The organism is Mesorhizobium sp. CA14 (assembly GCF_020165195.1).
GTDB lineage: Bacteria > Pseudomonadota > Alphaproteobacteria > Rhizobiales > Rhizobiaceae > Mesorhizobium.
In genome coordinates this window covers 264,803-281,176 of the sequence record NZ_JAIUHR010000002.1, presented here as the reverse complement: position 1 = coordinate 281,176, position 16,374 = coordinate 264,803, and the positions used below count along the sequence as shown (strand labels likewise).

Annotated in this window: 14 protein-coding genes; 11 read left to right on the top strand and 3 right to left on the bottom strand. The window is 64.0% G+C overall.

Features of this window, described 5'->3' with window-relative positions:
* Positions 1-55 precede the first annotated feature (55 nt).
* The 6 genes from LB565_RS03545 to LB565_RS03520 all read left to right on the top strand — a co-directional run bounded on the left by LB565_RS03545 (position 56) and on the right by LB565_RS03520 (position 8,317).
* Positions 56-1,852, top strand: a complete 1,797-nt coding sequence (locus LB565_RS03545; RefSeq protein WP_224581781.1) for an acyl-CoA dehydrogenase — start codon at positions 56-58, stop codon at positions 1,850-1,852.
* A gap of 51 nt (positions 1,853-1,903) precedes the next feature.
* The gene (locus LB565_RS03540) at positions 1,904-3,076 is read left to right on the top strand and encodes an acyl-CoA dehydrogenase family protein (protein ID WP_224581780.1); all 1,173 of its coding nucleotides are present in this window, start codon (positions 1,904-1,906) and stop codon (positions 3,074-3,076) included.
* Between the two features lie 33 nt (positions 3,077-3,109).
* Positions 3,110-4,318 carry an acetyl-CoA C-acetyltransferase gene (locus LB565_RS03535; RefSeq protein ID WP_224581779.1) on the top strand — a complete coding sequence of 403 codons (1,209 nt, stop codon included), beginning with the start codon at positions 3,110-3,112 and terminating at the stop codon, positions 4,316-4,318.
* A gap of 12 nt (positions 4,319-4,330) precedes the next feature.
* Positions 4,331-6,550, top strand: a complete 2,220-nt coding sequence (locus tag LB565_RS03530) for a 3-hydroxyacyl-CoA dehydrogenase NAD-binding domain-containing protein (protein ID WP_224581778.1) — start codon at positions 4,331-4,333, stop codon at positions 6,548-6,550.
* A 235-nt stretch (positions 6,551-6,785) separates the two neighbouring features.
* Positions 6,786-7,427, top strand: a complete 642-nt coding sequence (locus tag LB565_RS03525; protein WP_224581777.1) for a helix-turn-helix transcriptional regulator — start codon at positions 6,786-6,788, stop codon at positions 7,425-7,427.
* Between the two features lie 5 nt (positions 7,428-7,432).
* Entirely contained in the window at positions 7,433-8,317 is an 885-nt protein-coding gene (locus LB565_RS03520; protein ID WP_411970601.1) for a thermonuclease family protein, read from the top strand.
* On the opposite strand, the gene LB565_RS03515 is transcribed toward LB565_RS03520, so the two are convergent.
* Complete coding sequence (locus LB565_RS03515) at positions 8,280-9,929, bottom strand: lysine--tRNA ligase (RefSeq protein WP_224581775.1); 1,650 nt, start codon at positions 9,927-9,929, stop codon at positions 8,280-8,282. The genes LB565_RS03520 and LB565_RS03515 overlap by 38 nt on opposite strands.
* A gap of 210 nt (positions 9,930-10,139) precedes the next feature.
* Between LB565_RS03515 and LB565_RS03510 the strand changes: the two genes are divergently transcribed.
* Complete coding sequence (locus LB565_RS03510; RefSeq protein ID WP_224581774.1) at positions 10,140-10,553, top strand: tellurite resistance TerB family protein; 414 nt, start codon at positions 10,140-10,142, stop codon at positions 10,551-10,553.
* Between the two features lie 14 nt (positions 10,554-10,567).
* On the opposite strand, the gene LB565_RS03505 is transcribed toward LB565_RS03510, so the two are convergent.
* Complete coding sequence (locus LB565_RS03505; RefSeq protein ID WP_224581938.1) at positions 10,568-11,389, bottom strand: transporter substrate-binding domain-containing protein; 822 nt, start codon at positions 11,387-11,389, stop codon at positions 10,568-10,570.
* A 278-nt stretch (positions 11,390-11,667) separates the two neighbouring features.
* Between LB565_RS03505 and LB565_RS03500 the strand changes: the two genes are divergently transcribed.
* The 3 genes from LB565_RS03500 to LB565_RS03490 all read left to right on the top strand — a co-directional run bounded on the left by LB565_RS03500 (position 11,668) and on the right by LB565_RS03490 (position 13,897).
* The gene (locus LB565_RS03500; protein WP_224581773.1) at positions 11,668-12,399 is read left to right on the top strand and encodes a LuxR family transcriptional regulator; all 732 of its coding nucleotides are present in this window, start codon (positions 11,668-11,670) and stop codon (positions 12,397-12,399) included.
* A gap of 98 nt (positions 12,400-12,497) precedes the next feature.
* On the top strand, positions 12,498-13,136 hold the full coding sequence (locus LB565_RS03495; protein ID WP_224581772.1) for an acyl-homoserine-lactone synthase: 639 nt from the start codon (positions 12,498-12,500) through the stop codon (positions 13,134-13,136).
* A gap of 11 nt (positions 13,137-13,147) precedes the next feature.
* Positions 13,148-13,897 carry an enoyl-CoA hydratase-related protein gene (locus tag LB565_RS03490; RefSeq protein ID WP_224581771.1) on the top strand — a complete coding sequence of 250 codons (750 nt, stop codon included), beginning with the start codon at positions 13,148-13,150 and terminating at the stop codon, positions 13,895-13,897.
* 100 nt (positions 13,898-13,997) lie between these two features.
* Here LB565_RS03490 and ppk2 read toward each other — a convergent pair whose 3' ends face one another.
* Positions 13,998-14,903, bottom strand: a complete 906-nt coding sequence (gene ppk2, locus LB565_RS03485) for a polyphosphate kinase 2 (protein WP_224581770.1) — start codon at positions 14,901-14,903, stop codon at positions 13,998-14,000.
* A gap of 201 nt (positions 14,904-15,104) precedes the next feature.
* Between ppk2 and LB565_RS03480 the strand changes: the two genes are divergently transcribed.
* Entirely contained in the window at positions 15,105-16,370 is a 1,266-nt protein-coding gene (locus LB565_RS03480; RefSeq protein ID WP_224581769.1) for an ATP-binding protein, read from the top strand.
* The last annotated feature ends 4 nt before the right edge of the window (positions 16,371-16,374 follow it).

Below are 16,374 nucleotides of genomic sequence, written 5' to 3'. Positions count from 1 at the left end.
GGACATGGGACAGGCGACTTGCTGGCTGGCCGGGACCGTAAGGGCGGAGGAAGGCATGACGATCTACAGGGCGCCGATCCAGGACACGCTGTTCGTGCTCAACGAGGTGCTGGGCTATCAGCGCTATTCCAATCTTCCGGGCTTCTCGGATGCGACGCCCGACGTGGTCGAGGCGATCCTCGCCGAAGGCGCGAAGCTCGCCGAAACCGTCATGCATCCGCTGAATCGCGTCGGCGACATGGAAGGCTGCGTGCGCCATGACGACGGCTCGGTGACCACGCCGAAGGGTTTCAAGGACGCTTACGACCAGTATCGCGAAGGCGGCTGGATGGGGCTTGCGGCACCCGTCGAGTTCGGCGGCCAGGGCCTGCCCTACACGGTGCACCAGGCTGTTTCCGAATATATGGTTTCCGCCAACATGGCGCTGATGATGTATCCCGGCCTGACGCAAGGCGCGATCGCGGCGATCGTCACCCACGGCACGAACGAGCAGAAGGCGACATGGCTGCCCAGGCTGATCGAGGGCACCTGGACCGGCACCATGAACCTGACCGAGCCGCATTGCGGCACCGACCTCGGCCTGCTGCGCACCAAGGCGGTCCCTAACGGCGACGGCACCTACAGGATTTCCGGCCAGAAGATCTTCATCTCCGCCGGCGAGCACGACATGTCGGACAATATCGTCCACCTGGTGCTTGCCCGCGCCGAGGGCGCGCCGGAAGGCGTGAAGGGCATCTCGCTGTTCATCGTGCCGAAGTTCAAGCTCGATGGCTCGGGCAATCCCGGTGAACGCAACACGCTCTCCTGCGGCTCGATCGAGGAGAAGATGGGCATCCACGGCAACTCGACCTGCGTCATGAACTATGACGAGGCCGAGGGCACGCTGCTCGGCGAGTTGAACGGCGGCCTGAAGGCCATGTTCACGATGATGAACGAGGCCCGTCTCGGCGTCGGCCTGCAGGGGCTTTCGGTCTCCGAGATCGCCTATCAGAACGCCGTTTCCTACGCCAAGGACCGGCTGCAGGGCCGTTCGTTGTCGGGCGCCAAGGCGCCGGACAAGAAGGCCGACCCGATCATCGTCCATCCCGACATCCGCCGCTCGCTGATGACCATGAAGGCGTTCAACGAGGCTGGCCGCGCGCTGGCGCTGTGGACGGCGATCAAGTCCGATGTCGCGCATCGCTCCGGTGACGACAAGGATCGCCAGGCGGCCGACGACTACACCGGGCTGATGACGCCGGTGGTCAAGGGCGTGCTCACCGACAAGGGTTTCGATCACGCCGTCATGGCCCAGCAGGTGTTCGGCGGCCACGGCTATATCGAAGAGCACGGCATGAGCCAGTTCGTTCGCGATGCCCGCATCGCCATGATCTATGAGGGCGCCAACGGCATCCAGGCGCTCGACCTCGTCGGCCGCAAGCTGGCGCAGAATGGCGGCCGCGCCGTGCAGGCCTTCTTCAAGGAGGTCGGCGAGTTCTGCGAGGAAAACCGCGTCAACGAGAAGATGGCGCCCTTCACCAAGGCGCTGAAGAAAGGCCTCAACGACCTGCAGGCGGCCACCATGTGGCTGGTGCAGAACGCCATGGCCAAACCCGACAATGCGGGTGCTGCTTCGACCGACTACATGCATCTCTTCGGCCTGGTGGCGCTGGGCTATATGTGGGCGCAGATGGCGAGGTGCGCGCAGGCGAAGCTGGCGGAAGGCGCCAATGGCGCTGGCGCGTTCTACGACGCCAAGCTCACGACGGCCCGCTTCTTCATGGAGCGCATCATGCCGGAAACGGCGACGCGTCTCGCCCGCATTTCGAGTGGTGCGGACACGCTAATGGCGCTGCCGGCGGAAGCGTTCTAGGTTTGGCGGCCGGCTTCGCCGGCGCACAAATGTCGGAACGCGGAGGAAATCGTGGCGACAAATCCAGCCGAAATTCTTGGTCTTCCGAAGCCCGCCTGGGCGGCGGACGAGGTCGGCATGCTCTACGACATGGCGTCCCGCTTCATGGCCGAAGAGATCGCGCCGCGTTACGACGAGTTCGAGAAGAACGAGATGTTCGACCGCGAGAGCTGGCTGAAGGCGGGGGCTGCCGGACTGCTCTGTGCTTCCATGCCGGAGGAATATGGCGGCTCGGGCGGCACCTTCGCGCATGAGAGCGCCATCATCGAGGCGATCGGCCATGTCGGCGTCGACGGCTTCGGCATCGGCCTGCACAATTCGATCGTAGCACCCTACATCCTCCATTACGGTTCGGAAGAGCAGAAACAGAAATGGTTGCCCAAGCTCGCAACCGGCGAGCTGATCGGCGCGATCGCCATGACCGAGCCGGGCGCCGGTTCCGATCTGCAGGGCGTCAAGACCCGCGCCGAGAAGGACGGCAACCATTACAAGATCAGCGGCTCGAAGACCTTCATCACCAACGGCCAGCTCGCCAACCTGATCATCGTCGTCACCAAGACCGATCCCGACAAGGGCGCCAAGGGCACCTCGCTGATCGTCGTCGAGACCGACGAGGTCGAGGGCTTCGAGCGCGGCCGCAACCTCGACAAGATCGGGCTGAAGTCGAACGACACGTCGGAGCTGTTCTTCAACGACGTGCGCGTGCCGACCTCCAACCTGCTCGGCCACGAGGAAGGCAAGGGCTTCGTCCAGCTGATGCAGCAATTGCCGCAGGAGCGTCTGCAGATCGGCACCGGGGCGATCGCCATGATCGAGCGGGCGCTGGCGCTCACCATCGACTACGTCAAGGAACGCAAAGCCTTCGGCAAGGCGGTCATCGATTTCCAGAACACCCAGTTCAAGCTGGCCGAGTTGAAGACGGAGGCCACGATCGGCCGCGTCTTCTACAATGATTGCGTCGCGCGCCATATCGATGGCGGCCTCGATCCGGTCACCGCCTCGATGGCCAAATACTGGCTCAGCGACCTGCAAGGCAAAGTCGTCGACGAATGCCTTCAACTGCATGGGGGCTATGGCTACATGAATGAATACCCGATCGCCCGCATGTACCGCGACGCCCGCGTCCAGCGCATCTACGGCGGCACCAACGAAATCATGAAATTGCTGATCGGGCGCTCTCTCTGAGCGCGGCGGCCGGCAAAGCCAAGGAGCACGAAAATGACTGAGGCTTACGTCTATGACGCCTTGCGCACGCCGCGCGGCAGGGGCAAGAAGGATGGCTCGCTGCATGAGGTGCCGGCGGTGCGGCTCGCCGCAAGGACGCTCGAAGCGCTGCGCGACCGCAACGGGCTCGACACCGGCAATGTCGACGACATCATCTTCGGTTGCGTCGATCCGGTCGGAGAGGCAGGCTCCGTCATTCCGCGCGCCGCCGCCTTCGAGGCCGGCTACGACACCAAGGCGCCCGGCATGCAGATCTCGCGCTTCTGCGCCTCGGGGCTCGACGCCATCAATTTCGGCGCCGCCAAGATCGCGCAAGGGGCGGATGATATCGTCATTGCCGGCGGCGTGGAATCCATGTCGCGCGTCGGCATGGGCATGTCGGGCGGCGCCTGGTTCATGGACCCCTCCGTCGGCCTGCCCGGCTGGTTCGTGCCGCAGGGCATCTCGGCCGACCTGATCGCCACCAAATACGGGTTTTCCCGCGACGACGTCGACGCCTATGCGGTCGAAAGCCAGAAGCGTGCCGCCAAGGCCTGGGGCGAGGGCCGTTTCAAGAATTCGGTGATCCCGATCAAGGACCAGAATGGTCTCACCATCCTCGATCATGACGAGCACATGCGGCCCACGACCGACATGCAGTCGCTGGCCTCGCTCAATCCATCCTTCGTCATGACCGGTGAAATGGGCGGCTTCGACGCGGTCGCGGTGCAGAAGCATCCGGAAGTCGAGGAAGTGAACCACGTCCACCATGCGGGCAATTCGTCCGGCATCGTCGACGGCGCCGCCGCCGTGCTGCTCGGCTCCAAGAAGGCCGGCAAGGCCATGGGGCTGAAGCCGCGCGCCCGCATCCGCGCCTTCGCCAATATCGGCTCGGAACCGGTGCTGATGCTGACCGGTCCGGTCGACGTCACCGAGAAGCTTCTGAAGCGCGCCAAGATGAAGCAGTCGGACATCGACCTGTTCGAGCTCAACGAGGCCTTCGCTTCGGTGGTGCTGCGCTACATGCAGGCTTTCGACATCCCGCATGATCAGATCAACGTCAATGGCGGCGCGATCGCTATGGGCCATCCGCTCGGCGCCACCGGCGCGATGATCCTGGGCACGGTGCTGGACGAGCTGGAGCGCCGCGACTTGAACACCGCGCTGGTCACGCTCTGCATCGGCGCCGGCATGGGCACCGCAACCATCATCGAACGCGTCTGAGGGAAAGAGACGATGAGCTACACCAATTTCACCCTCGACGTCGACGCCGACGGCATTGCGCTGGTCACCTGGGACATGCCGGACCGCTCGATGAACGTCTTCACCGAGGAGGTGATGCGCGAGTTGAACGCCATCGTCGAGAAGGTGACCGCCGATGCCGCCATCAAGGGCGTCGTCATCACCTCGGGCAAGGACACGTTTTCCGGCGGCGCCGACATCAGCATGCTGCAGAAGATGCTCGCCACCTTCGCCGCCGACAAGGAAAAGGATCTCGAGAGGGCGACCAAGGCGCTGTTCGAGAATGCCGGCTATATGACCGGCCTGTTCCGCAAGATCGAAACTTCCGGCAAGCCTTGGGTGTCGGCGATCAACGGCACCTGCATGGGCGGCGCCTTCGAGATGTCGCTCGCCTGCCACGGCCGCGTCGCCGCCGATACCGACAAGGTGAAGATGGCGCTTCCCGAGGTGAAGATCGGTATCTTCCCCGGCGCCGGCGGCACCCAGCGCGTGCCGCGGCTGACCGACCAGCAGCAGGCATTGCAGATGCTTACCACCGGCCAGAACCTGTCGCCGCAGAAGGCGAAGCAGATGGGCCTGATCCACGAGATCGCCGAGCCTTCGAAGCTCGTCGAGACCGCCAAAGCGATGATCAGGAACGGCCTGAAGCCGGTGGCGCCCTGGGACGAGAAGGGTTTCAAACTGCCGGGCGGTCCGATCTATTCGGCGGCCGGCGCCAATCTCTGGCCGCCGGCCATCGCCATCCTGCGCCGCGAGACCTACGGCAACTATCCGGCCGCGGCCGCGATCCTGAAATGCGTCTATGAAGGCCTGCTCGTGCCGTTCGACGCGGCGCTCAGGATCGAGCAGCGCTATTTCACCGAGATCATGCAGTCGAAGGAAGCGGCGGCGATGATCCGCTCGCTGTTCGTCTCGCTGCAGGAACTGAACAAGGGCGCGCGCCGCCCCGCCGGCGTGCCGGAGACCAAATTCAAGAAGATCGGCATCCTCGGCGCCGGCTTCATGGGCGCCGGCATCGCTTATGTCACCGCGCGAGCCGGAATTCCGGTGGTGCTGCTCGACCGCGATCTGCCGTCGGCCGAGAAGGGCAAGGCGCATTCCGACAGCCTGATGGCCGATCAGGTCAAGAAGGGCCGCGCCAAGCCTGAGGACAAGGACAAGCTCCTGTCGCTGATCACGCCGACCGCGGACTATGCCGATCTTGCCGGCTGCGATCTGGTCGTCGAGGCGGTCTTCGAGGATTCAAGCGTTAAGAAGGACGCCACCGAGAAGGCGGAAGCGGTGCTGAAGTCCTCGGCGATCTTCGCTTCGAACACGTCCACGATCCCGATCACTGCCCTGGCGAAGAATTCGGCGCGGCCGAAGAACTTCATCGGCATCCACTTCTTCTCGCCGGTCGACAAGATGATGCTGGTCGAGATCATCCTCGGCAAGAAGACCGGCGACAAGGCCTTGGCCGTCGCCTTCGACTTCGTGCGCGCCATCAAGAAGACGCCGATCGTCGTCAACGACACGCGCGGCTTCTACGTCAACCGCTGCGTGCTGCGCTACATGTCGGAAGCCTACAAGATGCTGATCGAAGGCGTTCCGGCGCCGATGATCGAGAATGCCGCCAAGGCCGCCGGCATGCCGGTTGGCCCGCTGGCGCTGACCGACGAGACGGCCGTCGACCTTGCCCAGAAGATCATGAAGCAGACCATCAGGGATCTCGGCGACAAAGCCGTCGATCCGAAGCAGATGGCGCTGATCAACACCATGGTCGACACGCATGGCCGCTTCGGCCGCAAGAACGGCAAGGGTTTCTACGACTATCCGGCGAAGCCCGCGAAGAAGAAGCTGTGGCCGGGCCTGAAGGATCTCTATCCGCAGCTGAAACCCGAGAAGGTCGACTATGAGGAGCTGAAGCAGCGCCTGCTGGTCACCATCGCGCTGGAAGCGGCGCGGGTGATGGAAGAGGGCATCGTCACCGACCCGCGCGAGGCGGATGTCGGCTCGATCCTCGCCTTCGGCTTCGCGCCTTTCACCGGCGGCGCGCTGTCCTACATCGACGGCATCGGCGCCAAGCGCTTCGTCAAGATCGCCAAGGGCCTGCAGAAGAAATATGGCGCCGAGTTCAAGGCGCCGAAGCTTCTGCTCGACATGGCCGAAAAGGGCGAGACCTTCTACCAGCGCTTCGACCCCCACCAGAAGGGCGAGGTCAGAGAGGCGGCCTGACGAACGAGGCCGGCATGTATGTCTGGGGGCACACGGCCCGCACCATGGCCACGGCGTCGAGCCGTGGCCCTTACAGGGTCGGCGAGGAAAGCCGGCTCGATTGGTGTGCCGAACCAGGCCCATCTGTGCCGGCGTGTCAACTTTCCATCCCGGTTAATCGCTGCTGGTGGACAATGGCGTGGTCGCGCGCTAGACAGGCTTGAGGCATTTTTTCCTGTTTTGAAGGAGAGCGCGCGTGCTCTCACACGACCGCGTCTGGGCCGCAATCGATGCTCTCGCCGAGCGCTATTCGCTGTCGGCTTCCGGTCTTGCCCGGCGCGCGGGTCTCGATTCGACGGCCTTCAACAAGTCGAAGCGCCTGTCGTCCGACGGCCGGCCGCGCTGGCCCTCGACCGAGTCGCTGGCCAAGATCATCGAGGCCACCGGCGCTTCGCTGGAGGAATTCACCGGCCTGGTCGAAGGACGCGGCGGCGTCTCCGCCGCCCACCAGCGCCGCGCCGTGCCGTTGCTTGGCTTCGCCCAGGCAGGCGCGGGCGGCTTCTTCGACGATGCCGGCTATCCGGCGGGGCAGGGCTGGGATCTGGTCGAGCTTCCGGCGCGGGCGACCGAGACGTCCTACGCGCTGCAGGTGCAGGGCGATTCCATGCTGCCGCTCTACCGCAATGGCGATGTGCTGATCGTCGAACCGGGTGCGCCGACGCGCAAGGGCGATCGTGTCGTGGTCAAGACCACCGCCGGCGAGGTGATGGCCAAGGTGCTCGACCGGCAAACGATGAAATCGATCGTGCTGGTTTCGCTCAACCCCGCCCATCCGGACCGTGACATCCCGACACGTGATATCGAATGGATGGCGCGCATCGTCTGGGCGAGCCAGTAGGGCTTATGCGGCTTCTTCAGACAGCCCTGGCGGTTCTGGCAGTTCCCGCGATGGCGGCTCTCGTTGTTGCCGGCGGACACACGGTCAAGGGCCACGAAAGCGCCGTCACGGTCGATCAGATCGATCCCATTGCCGATGCGCTTCCAACCGGCGGCGACACCCTTTCCGGTTCCGATGCGGTGCAAGAGCCGGCGACTGCGGCCATTCCCGCTCCGGCCGCTCCGCAGCCACCGAAGCCCGCCGCTCATTCGAGGGCCATCGATCCCGACGTCGTGGCTCCGCCGGAACTGTCGGACCAGGAACTCGAACGGGTGGAGCCGCGCGCGCCGCTCAGCGATCTGGCGCTGGCCGGGCCGCCCAAGCCGCCCAAAATGAAGATGCCGGACGACTGGAACGGCACCAAATTGTTCCAGCCGGTCGCCACCGCCGCCGGGCTGATCGAGTCGAAGGGCTATGCCGTCGCCGTATCCGGCGTGGATGTCGTCAAAGCTGACGAAACCTGCAGCGACGAGGGCAAGAGCTGGGCCTGCGGCGCGCGCGCCAGGACCGCCTTCCGCGCATTCCTGCGTGGCCGTGCGGTCGCCTGCACTGTGCCGCCGGACGGCGGTCGCGACACCATTTCAGCCGAATGCCATATCGGCAATCAGGACATCGGCCAGTGGCTGGTCGAGAACGGCTGGGCGCGCGCCGCGCAAGGCGGCCCCTATGTAGAGGCCGAGAACAAGGCCCGCACGGCCAGGAAGGGTATTTTCGGCCCGGCGCCGAAGCTTGACGGCCTACCGGCGCTGCCAGCCGCGTCAGGGCCGGCGCCGGTGGTACCGGATTCGATCCTGCCGGCCGATGGCGGCGCCGTTACGCCGCCAGTTGACCAGCCAGCGCCCGCTCAATGAGCGCGCGCGTCTCGGCGATGCCGTAAAGCGCTGCGAAGGAACCGAAGCGCGGTCCGCGCTCCTGGCCGATCAGCACCTGGTAGATCATCTGGAAGAAGGCGACCGACACGCCGGGTCCGCCTTCCGGGCTCTGCTTGGAATGGTCCTGGTAGCGCTCGATCTTGCGCGCCACGTTGAGCGCGGCATTCTGGATCGCCTCGCCGTCGGCGCCTTGCGGCAGCGCACCGAGCGCGTCGGAAAGCTTGGCCAGCGCGTCGCGCTCCACCTCGTCGGCGGCGCGGTAGACCTTGGTCGGCTTCACGAAGTCGTCGAAATAGCGGATCGCATAGCCGGTCAGCCGGTCGAGCTCCGGATGGGTCTTCGGCGTCACGCCCGGCGCATGCCGCGAGATGAAGCCCCACAGCACCGCCTTGTCGTGCGCGTTGGAGGCGCTGACCAGGTTGAGCAGCAGCGCGAAGGGCACCGGCAGGTCGATGGCCGGCGGGTTGCCGTCATGCATATGCCAGACCGGATTGCCGAGCCGCTCCTTCCAGTCCTGGCGCGGATAGGCGCCAAGGAAAGCGTAGTACTCGTCCACCGCCTTCGGGATGACGTCGAAATAGAGCTTCTTCGCCTGCCGCGGCCGCTGGTACATGTAGAGGCCGAGGCTCTCCGTCGGCGCGTAGGTCAGCCATTCGTCGATGGTCAGGCCATTGCCCTTCGACTTCGAGATCTTCTGGCCTTCCTCGTCGAGGAACAGCTCGTAGACGAAATGCTCCGGCGCGCGCCCGCCGAGGATGTTGCAGATGCGGTCATAGATTACCGCATTGGTCTGGTGATCCTTGCCGAACATCTCGAAATCGACGCCGAGCGCCGCCCAGCGCATGCCGAAATCCGGCTTCCACTGCAGCTTCACATGGCCACCGGTGACAGGCAGGGTCGTCTCGGTGCCTTCGTCGTCGAAGGTGATGGTGCCGGCCTTGGCGTCGACATTTATCATCGGCACGTAGAGCACGCGGCCGCTCTTCGGCGAGATCGGCAGGAACGGGCTGTAGGTCGCCTGGCGCTCCGGCCCGAGCGTCGGCAGCATCACGCCCATGATCTCGTCATAGCGTTCGGCGGCGCGCAGCAGCACTTCGTCGAAACGGCCGGCCTTGTAGTACTGCGTCGCGCTGGCGAACTCGTAGTCGAAGCCGAACGTATCGAGGAACCGGCAGAGCATCGCGTTGTTGTGATCGGCGAAGCTCGCATAATCGTCGCCGAACGGGTTGGGGACCGCCGTGAGCGGCATATGCAGGAAGGGCTCGAGCGCGGCGCGATCCGGGACGTTGTCAGGGATCTTGCGCATGCCGTCCATGTCGTCGGAGAAGCACAGAAGCTTGGTCTTGACCTTGTCCTGCGTCAGCACCCGGAAGGCATGCCGCACCATGGTCGTACGCGCCACCTCGCCGAAGGTGCCGATATGCGGCAGGCCGGACGGGCCGTAGCCGGTCTCGAACAGGACGGTTTCGGGAAAATCCTTGTTCTTGTAGCGGGCGATGATCTTCTTGGCTTCCTCGAACGGCCAGGCCTTGCTCTCGGCCGCCGCGGCGAGCATCTCGAGATTGAGATCGATGATGTTTGATCCCGTCATGTCGAAGTTCCAGTCATGGCCGTCAGCGCGGCGGATAAAATTGTCGACCGGTCTCTAGGCGTGCGAGGCCGGAGCGTCAACGATTTGCGGCGGTTTTCCTTGCGGCGCCATAATGGCGTTCCTACGTTGGAGCGCTATTATCCTGTGCATGTCGCCCCAAAGCGCCTCGCGGTTTGGGGGAAACGACATGCACGCTTCCAGGAGTTTTGAATGCCTTCATTGACGCCGCACGAAGCCCTGATCCACCTGATGGTCATCACATCGGCTTCCGATCGCGACATGAGCGATGTCGAGCTGGCGCGGATCGGCGACGTCGTCCGCTCCTGGCCGGTGTTCGTCGATTTCAACCAGGACAGGCTAGTTCAGGTGGCGCAAGCCTGCCAGAAGGCGCTGCATGAGAAGGACGGGCTGGAAGGCGTGCTGGCGCGCGTCGCCGAAGCGCTGCCGGATCGGCTGCGCGACACCGCTTATGCGGCTGCTTTCGAGGTTGCCGCAGTCGATCTCGAGATGCGCATGGAGGAGGTGCGCGTCCTGCAGCTCATCCGCCTCAAGCTTGACCTCGACACGCTGACGGTCGCGGCAATCGCGCGTGCCGCGAAGGCGCGTCTGCGCACGCTCACCTGAAGAAGCTGACAGGCCTAAAAAAAGCTCACCGGGAAATAACGCAGATAAAACTCGGCGAAGGTGCCTTTGATCGAGATTTCCTGCAGCGCGTAGTCGAAGGCGGCGGCAAGCGCGGCGTCCTTCTTGCGGGTGGCGATCGCCATGCCCGAGCCCAGATATTCCGGCGCCAGATACGGACCGCCGGCGAAGCGGCAGCAGCCGGCGGCGTCGGAGCCGCCCAGCCAGAAGGCAAAGCGCATGCCGTCGCCGAAGGCGGCGTCGATCTTGCCGGCCTTGAGGTCGGCATAGAGGTCTTCCGGTGTGTCGAAGGTCACCACCTGCACGGTGTTGAAGTAGTCGCGCAGCATTTTCTCATGCGCCGAGCCGCCGATGACGCCGACCCGCTTGCTGCGCAGCTTGTCGAGGATCGGCTCGGCGAAGGCCTTCGCCTTGGGCATGATGAAGCGGGCCGGGAATTGCATGTAGGAGCGCGAGAAGGCGTATTTCTCCCGGCTCTCCGGCGTCGCGGCGATGCCGGCGATGATCGCCTCGCCTTCGCCTTTCTGGAGAGCGTCCTCCAATTCGTTCCACGGCAACGCCTGGACCTGGCATTTCTCGACGATGCCCAGCTCCGCGCAGATCGCCCGCGCCAGATCGATGTGGAACCCCGACAGCCGGCCCGAGCCGTCGAGGAAGTTGAAGGGCGGAAAATCGGTGGTGGTGAGGAATCTAAGCCGCGGCAGCGCGGAGAGGTCGGGCTTCGGCAGCCGCTCTTTGGCGTCCCACAATACCGGCACCTGCGGCTCCGCCGCCTGAGTCGCGCCGGAAAAGGGCAGCACCCCACCCAGCGCCGACATCAGGGCCAGAAATATCCACCGCAAGATCACGATATGGCTCCGCACCTGTCCCCGTTCCTTGGCTTTTCGTATGAAAACGGGGCAGGCACAACGGTTTTTGATTTCAAGCGGCCGAATTAGGCGTATGCTTTAGCGTGTTTGCAAGTGACCTTGCGTGCCGGGAGCGCAGCTGCCGGCTTTGTTGAGGAGATTGCGACGCGGGGGTTGATGGCGAAGGGGTGTTCGGGCATCTACCGTCGGTAACGAAAAAGCAGAAGCAACATGGGGTAGATGTTGCGATGGGCCTGTTCGACAGAACTCTGGAATACATAGACCAGTTGCAGCATGCCGGCACCGCAGCCGCGGTTTGCGAGCGGCTGCTCGGCGTCACCTCGAACTTCGGCCTGACCGCTCTGATGGCGGGAACCGTGCCGCAGCCGGGCACGCCGCGCGGCCGGCAGAAACAGCATGTGATGCTTTGCGATTGGCCCGGCGAATGGCTGGAGCGCTATGTGGCGCGCAACTATGTCGATCACGATCCGGTCGTCAGTCACATGAAGCAGCTTCAGGCGCCGTTCCAATGGCGGGACGCCTCCAAGAATGCCCTGATCGACAAGAGCAGCGACGAAGTCATGGGCGACGCCCGCGAGTTCAAGCTGCGCGACGGCCTGGCGTTTCCGCTGGTCACGCTCGACGGACAGATCGTCATGGTCTCGCTGGGCGGCGAATCCGTCGAGCTGTCGGATGCGGAATTCGGAATGGTCTCGCTCGCGTCGACATATGCGATCGGCCGCGCGATGCAACTACACACCAAGGCCGACAGCGTCATCGATCACATAGAATTGACGGCGCGTGAGCGGGAATGCCTGCAATGGGCGGCCGTCGGCAAGTCCGAATGGGAGATATCTCAAATTTTAGGCATCTCGGAACACACTTCCGAGAAACATCTTCTTAACGCCAAGAGCAAACTCGGCGCAGCCAACCGCGTGCAGGCAGTCGCGGAGGCGATTCGGCGCGGCTATATTAGCTAGGTCGGCCGTGCCGACCTAGAAATTCTTGCCTGCGCCTTCGCGCAATATTTTAAGGGACATCACGGCCGTATCTTCCTCTCAAGCCCAGGAGACGGCTAATGCTTTTTGCCCTTACCACTCAGGAATTGATGGAACGTCCCGATCTTTGGGAGGCGGTCCATCGCCTGCGCTACAAGATCTTCGTCGAGGAGATGGGATGGGCCGATCTTGATCGTCCCGACCAGCTCGAAATCGACCAGTTCGATCATGACGAGGCCGAACACCACCTCGTCATCCGCAACGGCGAACTGGCTGGCTACCAGCGCATGCTGCCGACCACCCGGCCGCATCTTCTGACGGACGTCCTGTCGGATCTCTGCGAGGGGCCCTCCCCCTCGGGGCCGAATGTCTGGGAACTCACCCGCTACGCGGTGGCTCCGGGTTTTCGCGACGGCAAACGCGGCGTCTCGACGGTCGGCACCGAACTCATCGCCGGCTTCGTCGAATGGGGCCTGAAGCGCAACGTCAACCAGGTCATCATCGAGTTCGAGCCGATGTGGGTGCTGCGCGCTCTGCAACTGCACTTCCTGGCGACGCCGCTCGGTTACCAGCGCACCTATGGCAACCAGCAGGTCGTGGCGACGCTGCTCACCTTCACCGAGCATACGCTCGATGTCGTGCGGGCCCGCCGCAACCACCACCTGCCGGTGCTGAACCGGGGCTATCCCGGTCTGCTCGGCCTCAAGCAGGCTTCGTGATGGAGGCGGTCATGAGTTTCCATCCCGAACCGGAACTGCGCGGCCATACGCTGGTCGTCACCGTGTCCTCGCATGATGGTCGGCCGGTGCTCGACAGGCATGCCTATGCGAGCCTCGCCAGAACCTTGCACGAGGCGGCGGTCAATGAGGAGGTCCGCGTCGTCATGCTGCGCGGCCTTGCCGGATGCTTCTGCCTTGGCGGCGACTTCTCGGAGTTCCTGGACGCCACCAAGCACCGAGAGCTGATCGCCGCCGTCACCGACATGTTCCGCATGTTGGCGACCTTTCCCAAGCCGGTGCTTGCCTGCGTCGACGGCGATGCCGTCGGCGTCGGCTGCACAATCCTGTTCCATTGCGACATGGTGATCGCTTCCACGGGCAGCACCTTCAGGGTGCCGTTCGTCGATTTCGGCCTGGTGCCGGACGCGGCGACCAGCATTCTGGCGCCCCAGAAGCTCGGCTATGCCGGCGCCTTCCGCTTCTTCTGCCTGGGCGACACGCTCGGCGCCGAAGACGCCAAAGCGCTCGGCCTGGTCGGCGAGATCGTGACGCAAGGCAGCGCCGAGGAGGCAACGCTGGCGAGGGCGAAACAGCTGGCCAAGAAACCTGTGGCGGCATTGCTGCAGACGCGTAGCCTGCTCAAGGGCGATACGGACGTCTTATGCGACCGCATCGAACACGAGATCACGCTGTTCCAGCAGGCGCTCCAGGACGACACCACGCTGAAGCGCCTTCAGCGGATCGCTCGCCTGGCCGCCTGAGCGGCCGGCATAACATCAGCGCCGCGCGGAAGGCGCGCGGCGCTGTAATCGCTCAGGAACTGCTTAAAAACGGAAGCTGGCCAATCCCGGTGTGGCAACGCTAGTCTTTAAGGAACCCTGGCCCCTCGCCGATGATCTTCTTGTCGGGCTTGCCGACGGCGTCGAGGTCCCTTCCGTCATAGGGCAGGGAAAGCAGGATACGCTGCATCACCGCGAGCCGGGCGCGGCGCTTGTCGTTGGCCCGCACGACGATCCAGGGCGAGAACTCCTTGTGCGTGCGCTCGATCATCTGGTCGCGCGCCTTGGTGTAGTCGTCCCATTTGCTGACGCCGGCGATGTCGATCGGCGAGAACTTCCAGTTCTTCAGCGGCGACCAGCGGCGGTCGTGGAACCGTTCGAGCTGCGTCTCGCGGCCGATATTCAGCCAGAATTTGAAGAAATGGATGCCTTCGTTGCAGATCATCCGCTCGAAATGCGGCGTCTCGTCGAGGAATCTCTCGTGCTGCTCCGGCGTGCAGAACCCCATGACCGGCTCGACGCCGGCGCGGTTGTACCAGGAGCGGTCGAAAGTGACGAACTCGCCCGAGGCAGGGAAATGGTCGACATAGCGCTGGTAATACCATTGCCCGGCCTCCGTCGGCGTCGGCTTGGGCAGCGCGACGTTGCGTGCGGTGCGCGGGTTCATATATTGCCGCAGCACGAAGATCGTGCCGCCCTTGCCGGCGGCGTCTCTGCCCTCGAACAGCGCCATCACCCGCTTGCCGGTCGCCTGCAGCCAGGCCTGCGCCTTGACCAGTTCGATCTGCAGCCCTTCGAGCTCCTTTTCGTAGTCCTCGCTCTTCATCTTCTTGTCGTAAGGATAGCCGCCGGCCGTGAGCTTGTTGTCCTCGATCCAGTCAGGCAGCACCGGATTGTCGATGTCGAACGCGCGCTCCTTGCCGTCGATCTTGATCTTGATCGATGCCGTGGCTGGCACCGCGTCAGCCGTTTCCTTGGCCTTTTTCATCCGGACGAACCTTTCCAGTTTGCGGACTCATGCTATGGAGCCTGTGGAGCGCAGCGCGCATTCGGGCGCAAAGACGCTGCAGCATTTTGATTTTGCGCATGAACCTTCGCGAAAATCGATCCTGATTTCCAGGTCCCATGCGTCAGGCCGGTCCAGCGGGCCGGCTGACCGGTCGAACGGGATGCGGGGTGGCGCGGGCCTATGACAGAGACGGGCGCGGGACGAGACAACAAGGGGCAAGCCTGGGCGGCGCGGCTGTCGCGCAACCGCTGGCTGCTTGGCGCGAGTGTTCTCGCGGTCCTTGCCGTTTATTTTTTCGCCGGCGTCTCCGTCTATGTGCTGGTGCTGGCCCTGGCTGCGCTAGCGGCCGCAGCGATGCTGCCCACGGATGCCGGGCGCCAGCCGGCCGATGCAGGAGCAGCGATCGAGGCAAGCGGGCTGCAGAGGCTATCGGGCGAGTATCTGGCGGCCGCGGTCGCCGATCCGCTGATCATCTTCGACCATTCCGCCACCATCGTTCACGCCAACGCCGCCGCCTTTGCCGCCTTCGGCGGGCTGGCGCCGGGCATGTCGTTGTCATTGAAGTTCCGCGCGCCGGAAATGCAGGCGCTGCTGGATGGCATCCTGTCGGGACAGGTCGCCGCCGATGCGGTCGACTACACCGAAAAGCTGCCGGTGGAACGGACCTATCGGGTCAGCGCGTCCACGGTCGGCCATGCCACCGGCCTTTATGTGCTGGTATTCAAGGATCAGAGCGAGACGCGCCGCATCGACCGCATGCGGGCCGATTTCATTGCCAATGCCAGCCACGAGCTGCGCACACCGCTCGCCTCGATCGCCGGCTTCATCGAGACGCTGCGCGGGCCGGCCCGCAACGATGCGGCGGCGCGCGACCAGTTCCTGCAGATCATGCAGAACCAGACCGGCCGCATGGCCCGCCTGATCGACGATCTGCTCTCGCTGTCGCGGTGGGAGATGAAGCCCTATCTGGGGCCGGGCACCGAGGTCGACCTTCGCCAGACGATCGACAGCGTCATCGATTCGCTCGGGCCGCTGGCCGGTGAGAATGGCGTCATAATCGAGCGGGAGTTCGCCAATGGACCGCTTGTCGTTCCCGGCGATCGCGACGAACTGTTCCAGGTTTTCGAAAATCTCCTGGAGAACGCCTGCAAATACGGCCAGTCGGGCGGGCGCGTCACCGTATCGATCGCCGGCAGCGAGGATGGCCAACAGCCGGGCTTCGACGTCACGATAAGGGATTATGGTCCGGGCATCGCCGAAGAACACATCCCGCGCATCACCGAGCGCTTCTACCGTGTCGATGTCGAAAGCAGCCGCACCCAGAAAGGCACCGGGCTTGGCCTTTCGATCGTCAAGCATATATTGACTCGTCATAACGCAAGACTGTCCATCAAGTCGGAAGTCGGCAAGGGCGCGGCGTTCACGGTTCATTTGCCGGCTCGATGATCGT

What these genes read in the sequence shown, in the direction of transcription:
- LB565_RS03545 (WP_224581781.1), top strand. Translation starts at nt 56, where the DNA reads ATGACGATCTACAGGGCGCCGATCCAGGACACGCTGTTCGTGCTCAAC.
- LB565_RS03535 (WP_224581779.1), top strand. Translation starts at nt 3,110, where the DNA reads ATGACTGAGGCTTACGTCTATGACGCCTTGCGCACGCCGCGCGGCAGG.
- LB565_RS03530 (WP_224581778.1), top strand. Translation starts at nt 4,331, where the DNA reads ATGAGCTACACCAATTTCACCCTCGACGTCGACGCCGACGGCATTGCG.
- LB565_RS03520 (WP_411970601.1), top strand. Translation starts at nt 7,433, where the DNA reads ATGCGGCTTCTTCAGACAGCCCTGGCGGTTCTGGCAGTTCCCGCGATG.
- LB565_RS03515 (WP_224581775.1), bottom strand. Translation starts at nt 9,929, where the DNA reads ATGACGGGATCAAACATCATCGATCTCAATCTCGAGATGCTCGCCGCG.
- LB565_RS03510 (WP_224581774.1), top strand. Translation starts at nt 10,140, where the DNA reads ATGCCTTCATTGACGCCGCACGAAGCCCTGATCCACCTGATGGTCATC.
- LB565_RS03505 (WP_224581938.1), bottom strand. Translation starts at nt 11,389, where the DNA reads ATGTCGGCGCTGGGTGGGGTGCTGCCCTTTTCCGGCGCGACTCAGGCG.
- LB565_RS03500 (WP_224581773.1), top strand. Translation starts at nt 11,668, where the DNA reads ATGGGCCTGTTCGACAGAACTCTGGAATACATAGACCAGTTGCAGCAT.
- LB565_RS03495 (WP_224581772.1), top strand. Translation starts at nt 12,498, where the DNA reads ATGCTTTTTGCCCTTACCACTCAGGAATTGATGGAACGTCCCGATCTT.
- LB565_RS03490 (WP_224581771.1), top strand. Translation starts at nt 13,148, where the DNA reads ATGAGTTTCCATCCCGAACCGGAACTGCGCGGCCATACGCTGGTCGTC.
- ppk2 (WP_224581770.1), bottom strand. Translation starts at nt 14,903, where the DNA reads ATGAAAAAGGCCAAGGAAACGGCTGACGCGGTGCCAGCCACGGCATCG.
- LB565_RS03480 (WP_224581769.1), top strand. Translation starts at nt 15,105, where the DNA reads ATGACAGAGACGGGCGCGGGACGAGACAACAAGGGGCAAGCCTGGGCG.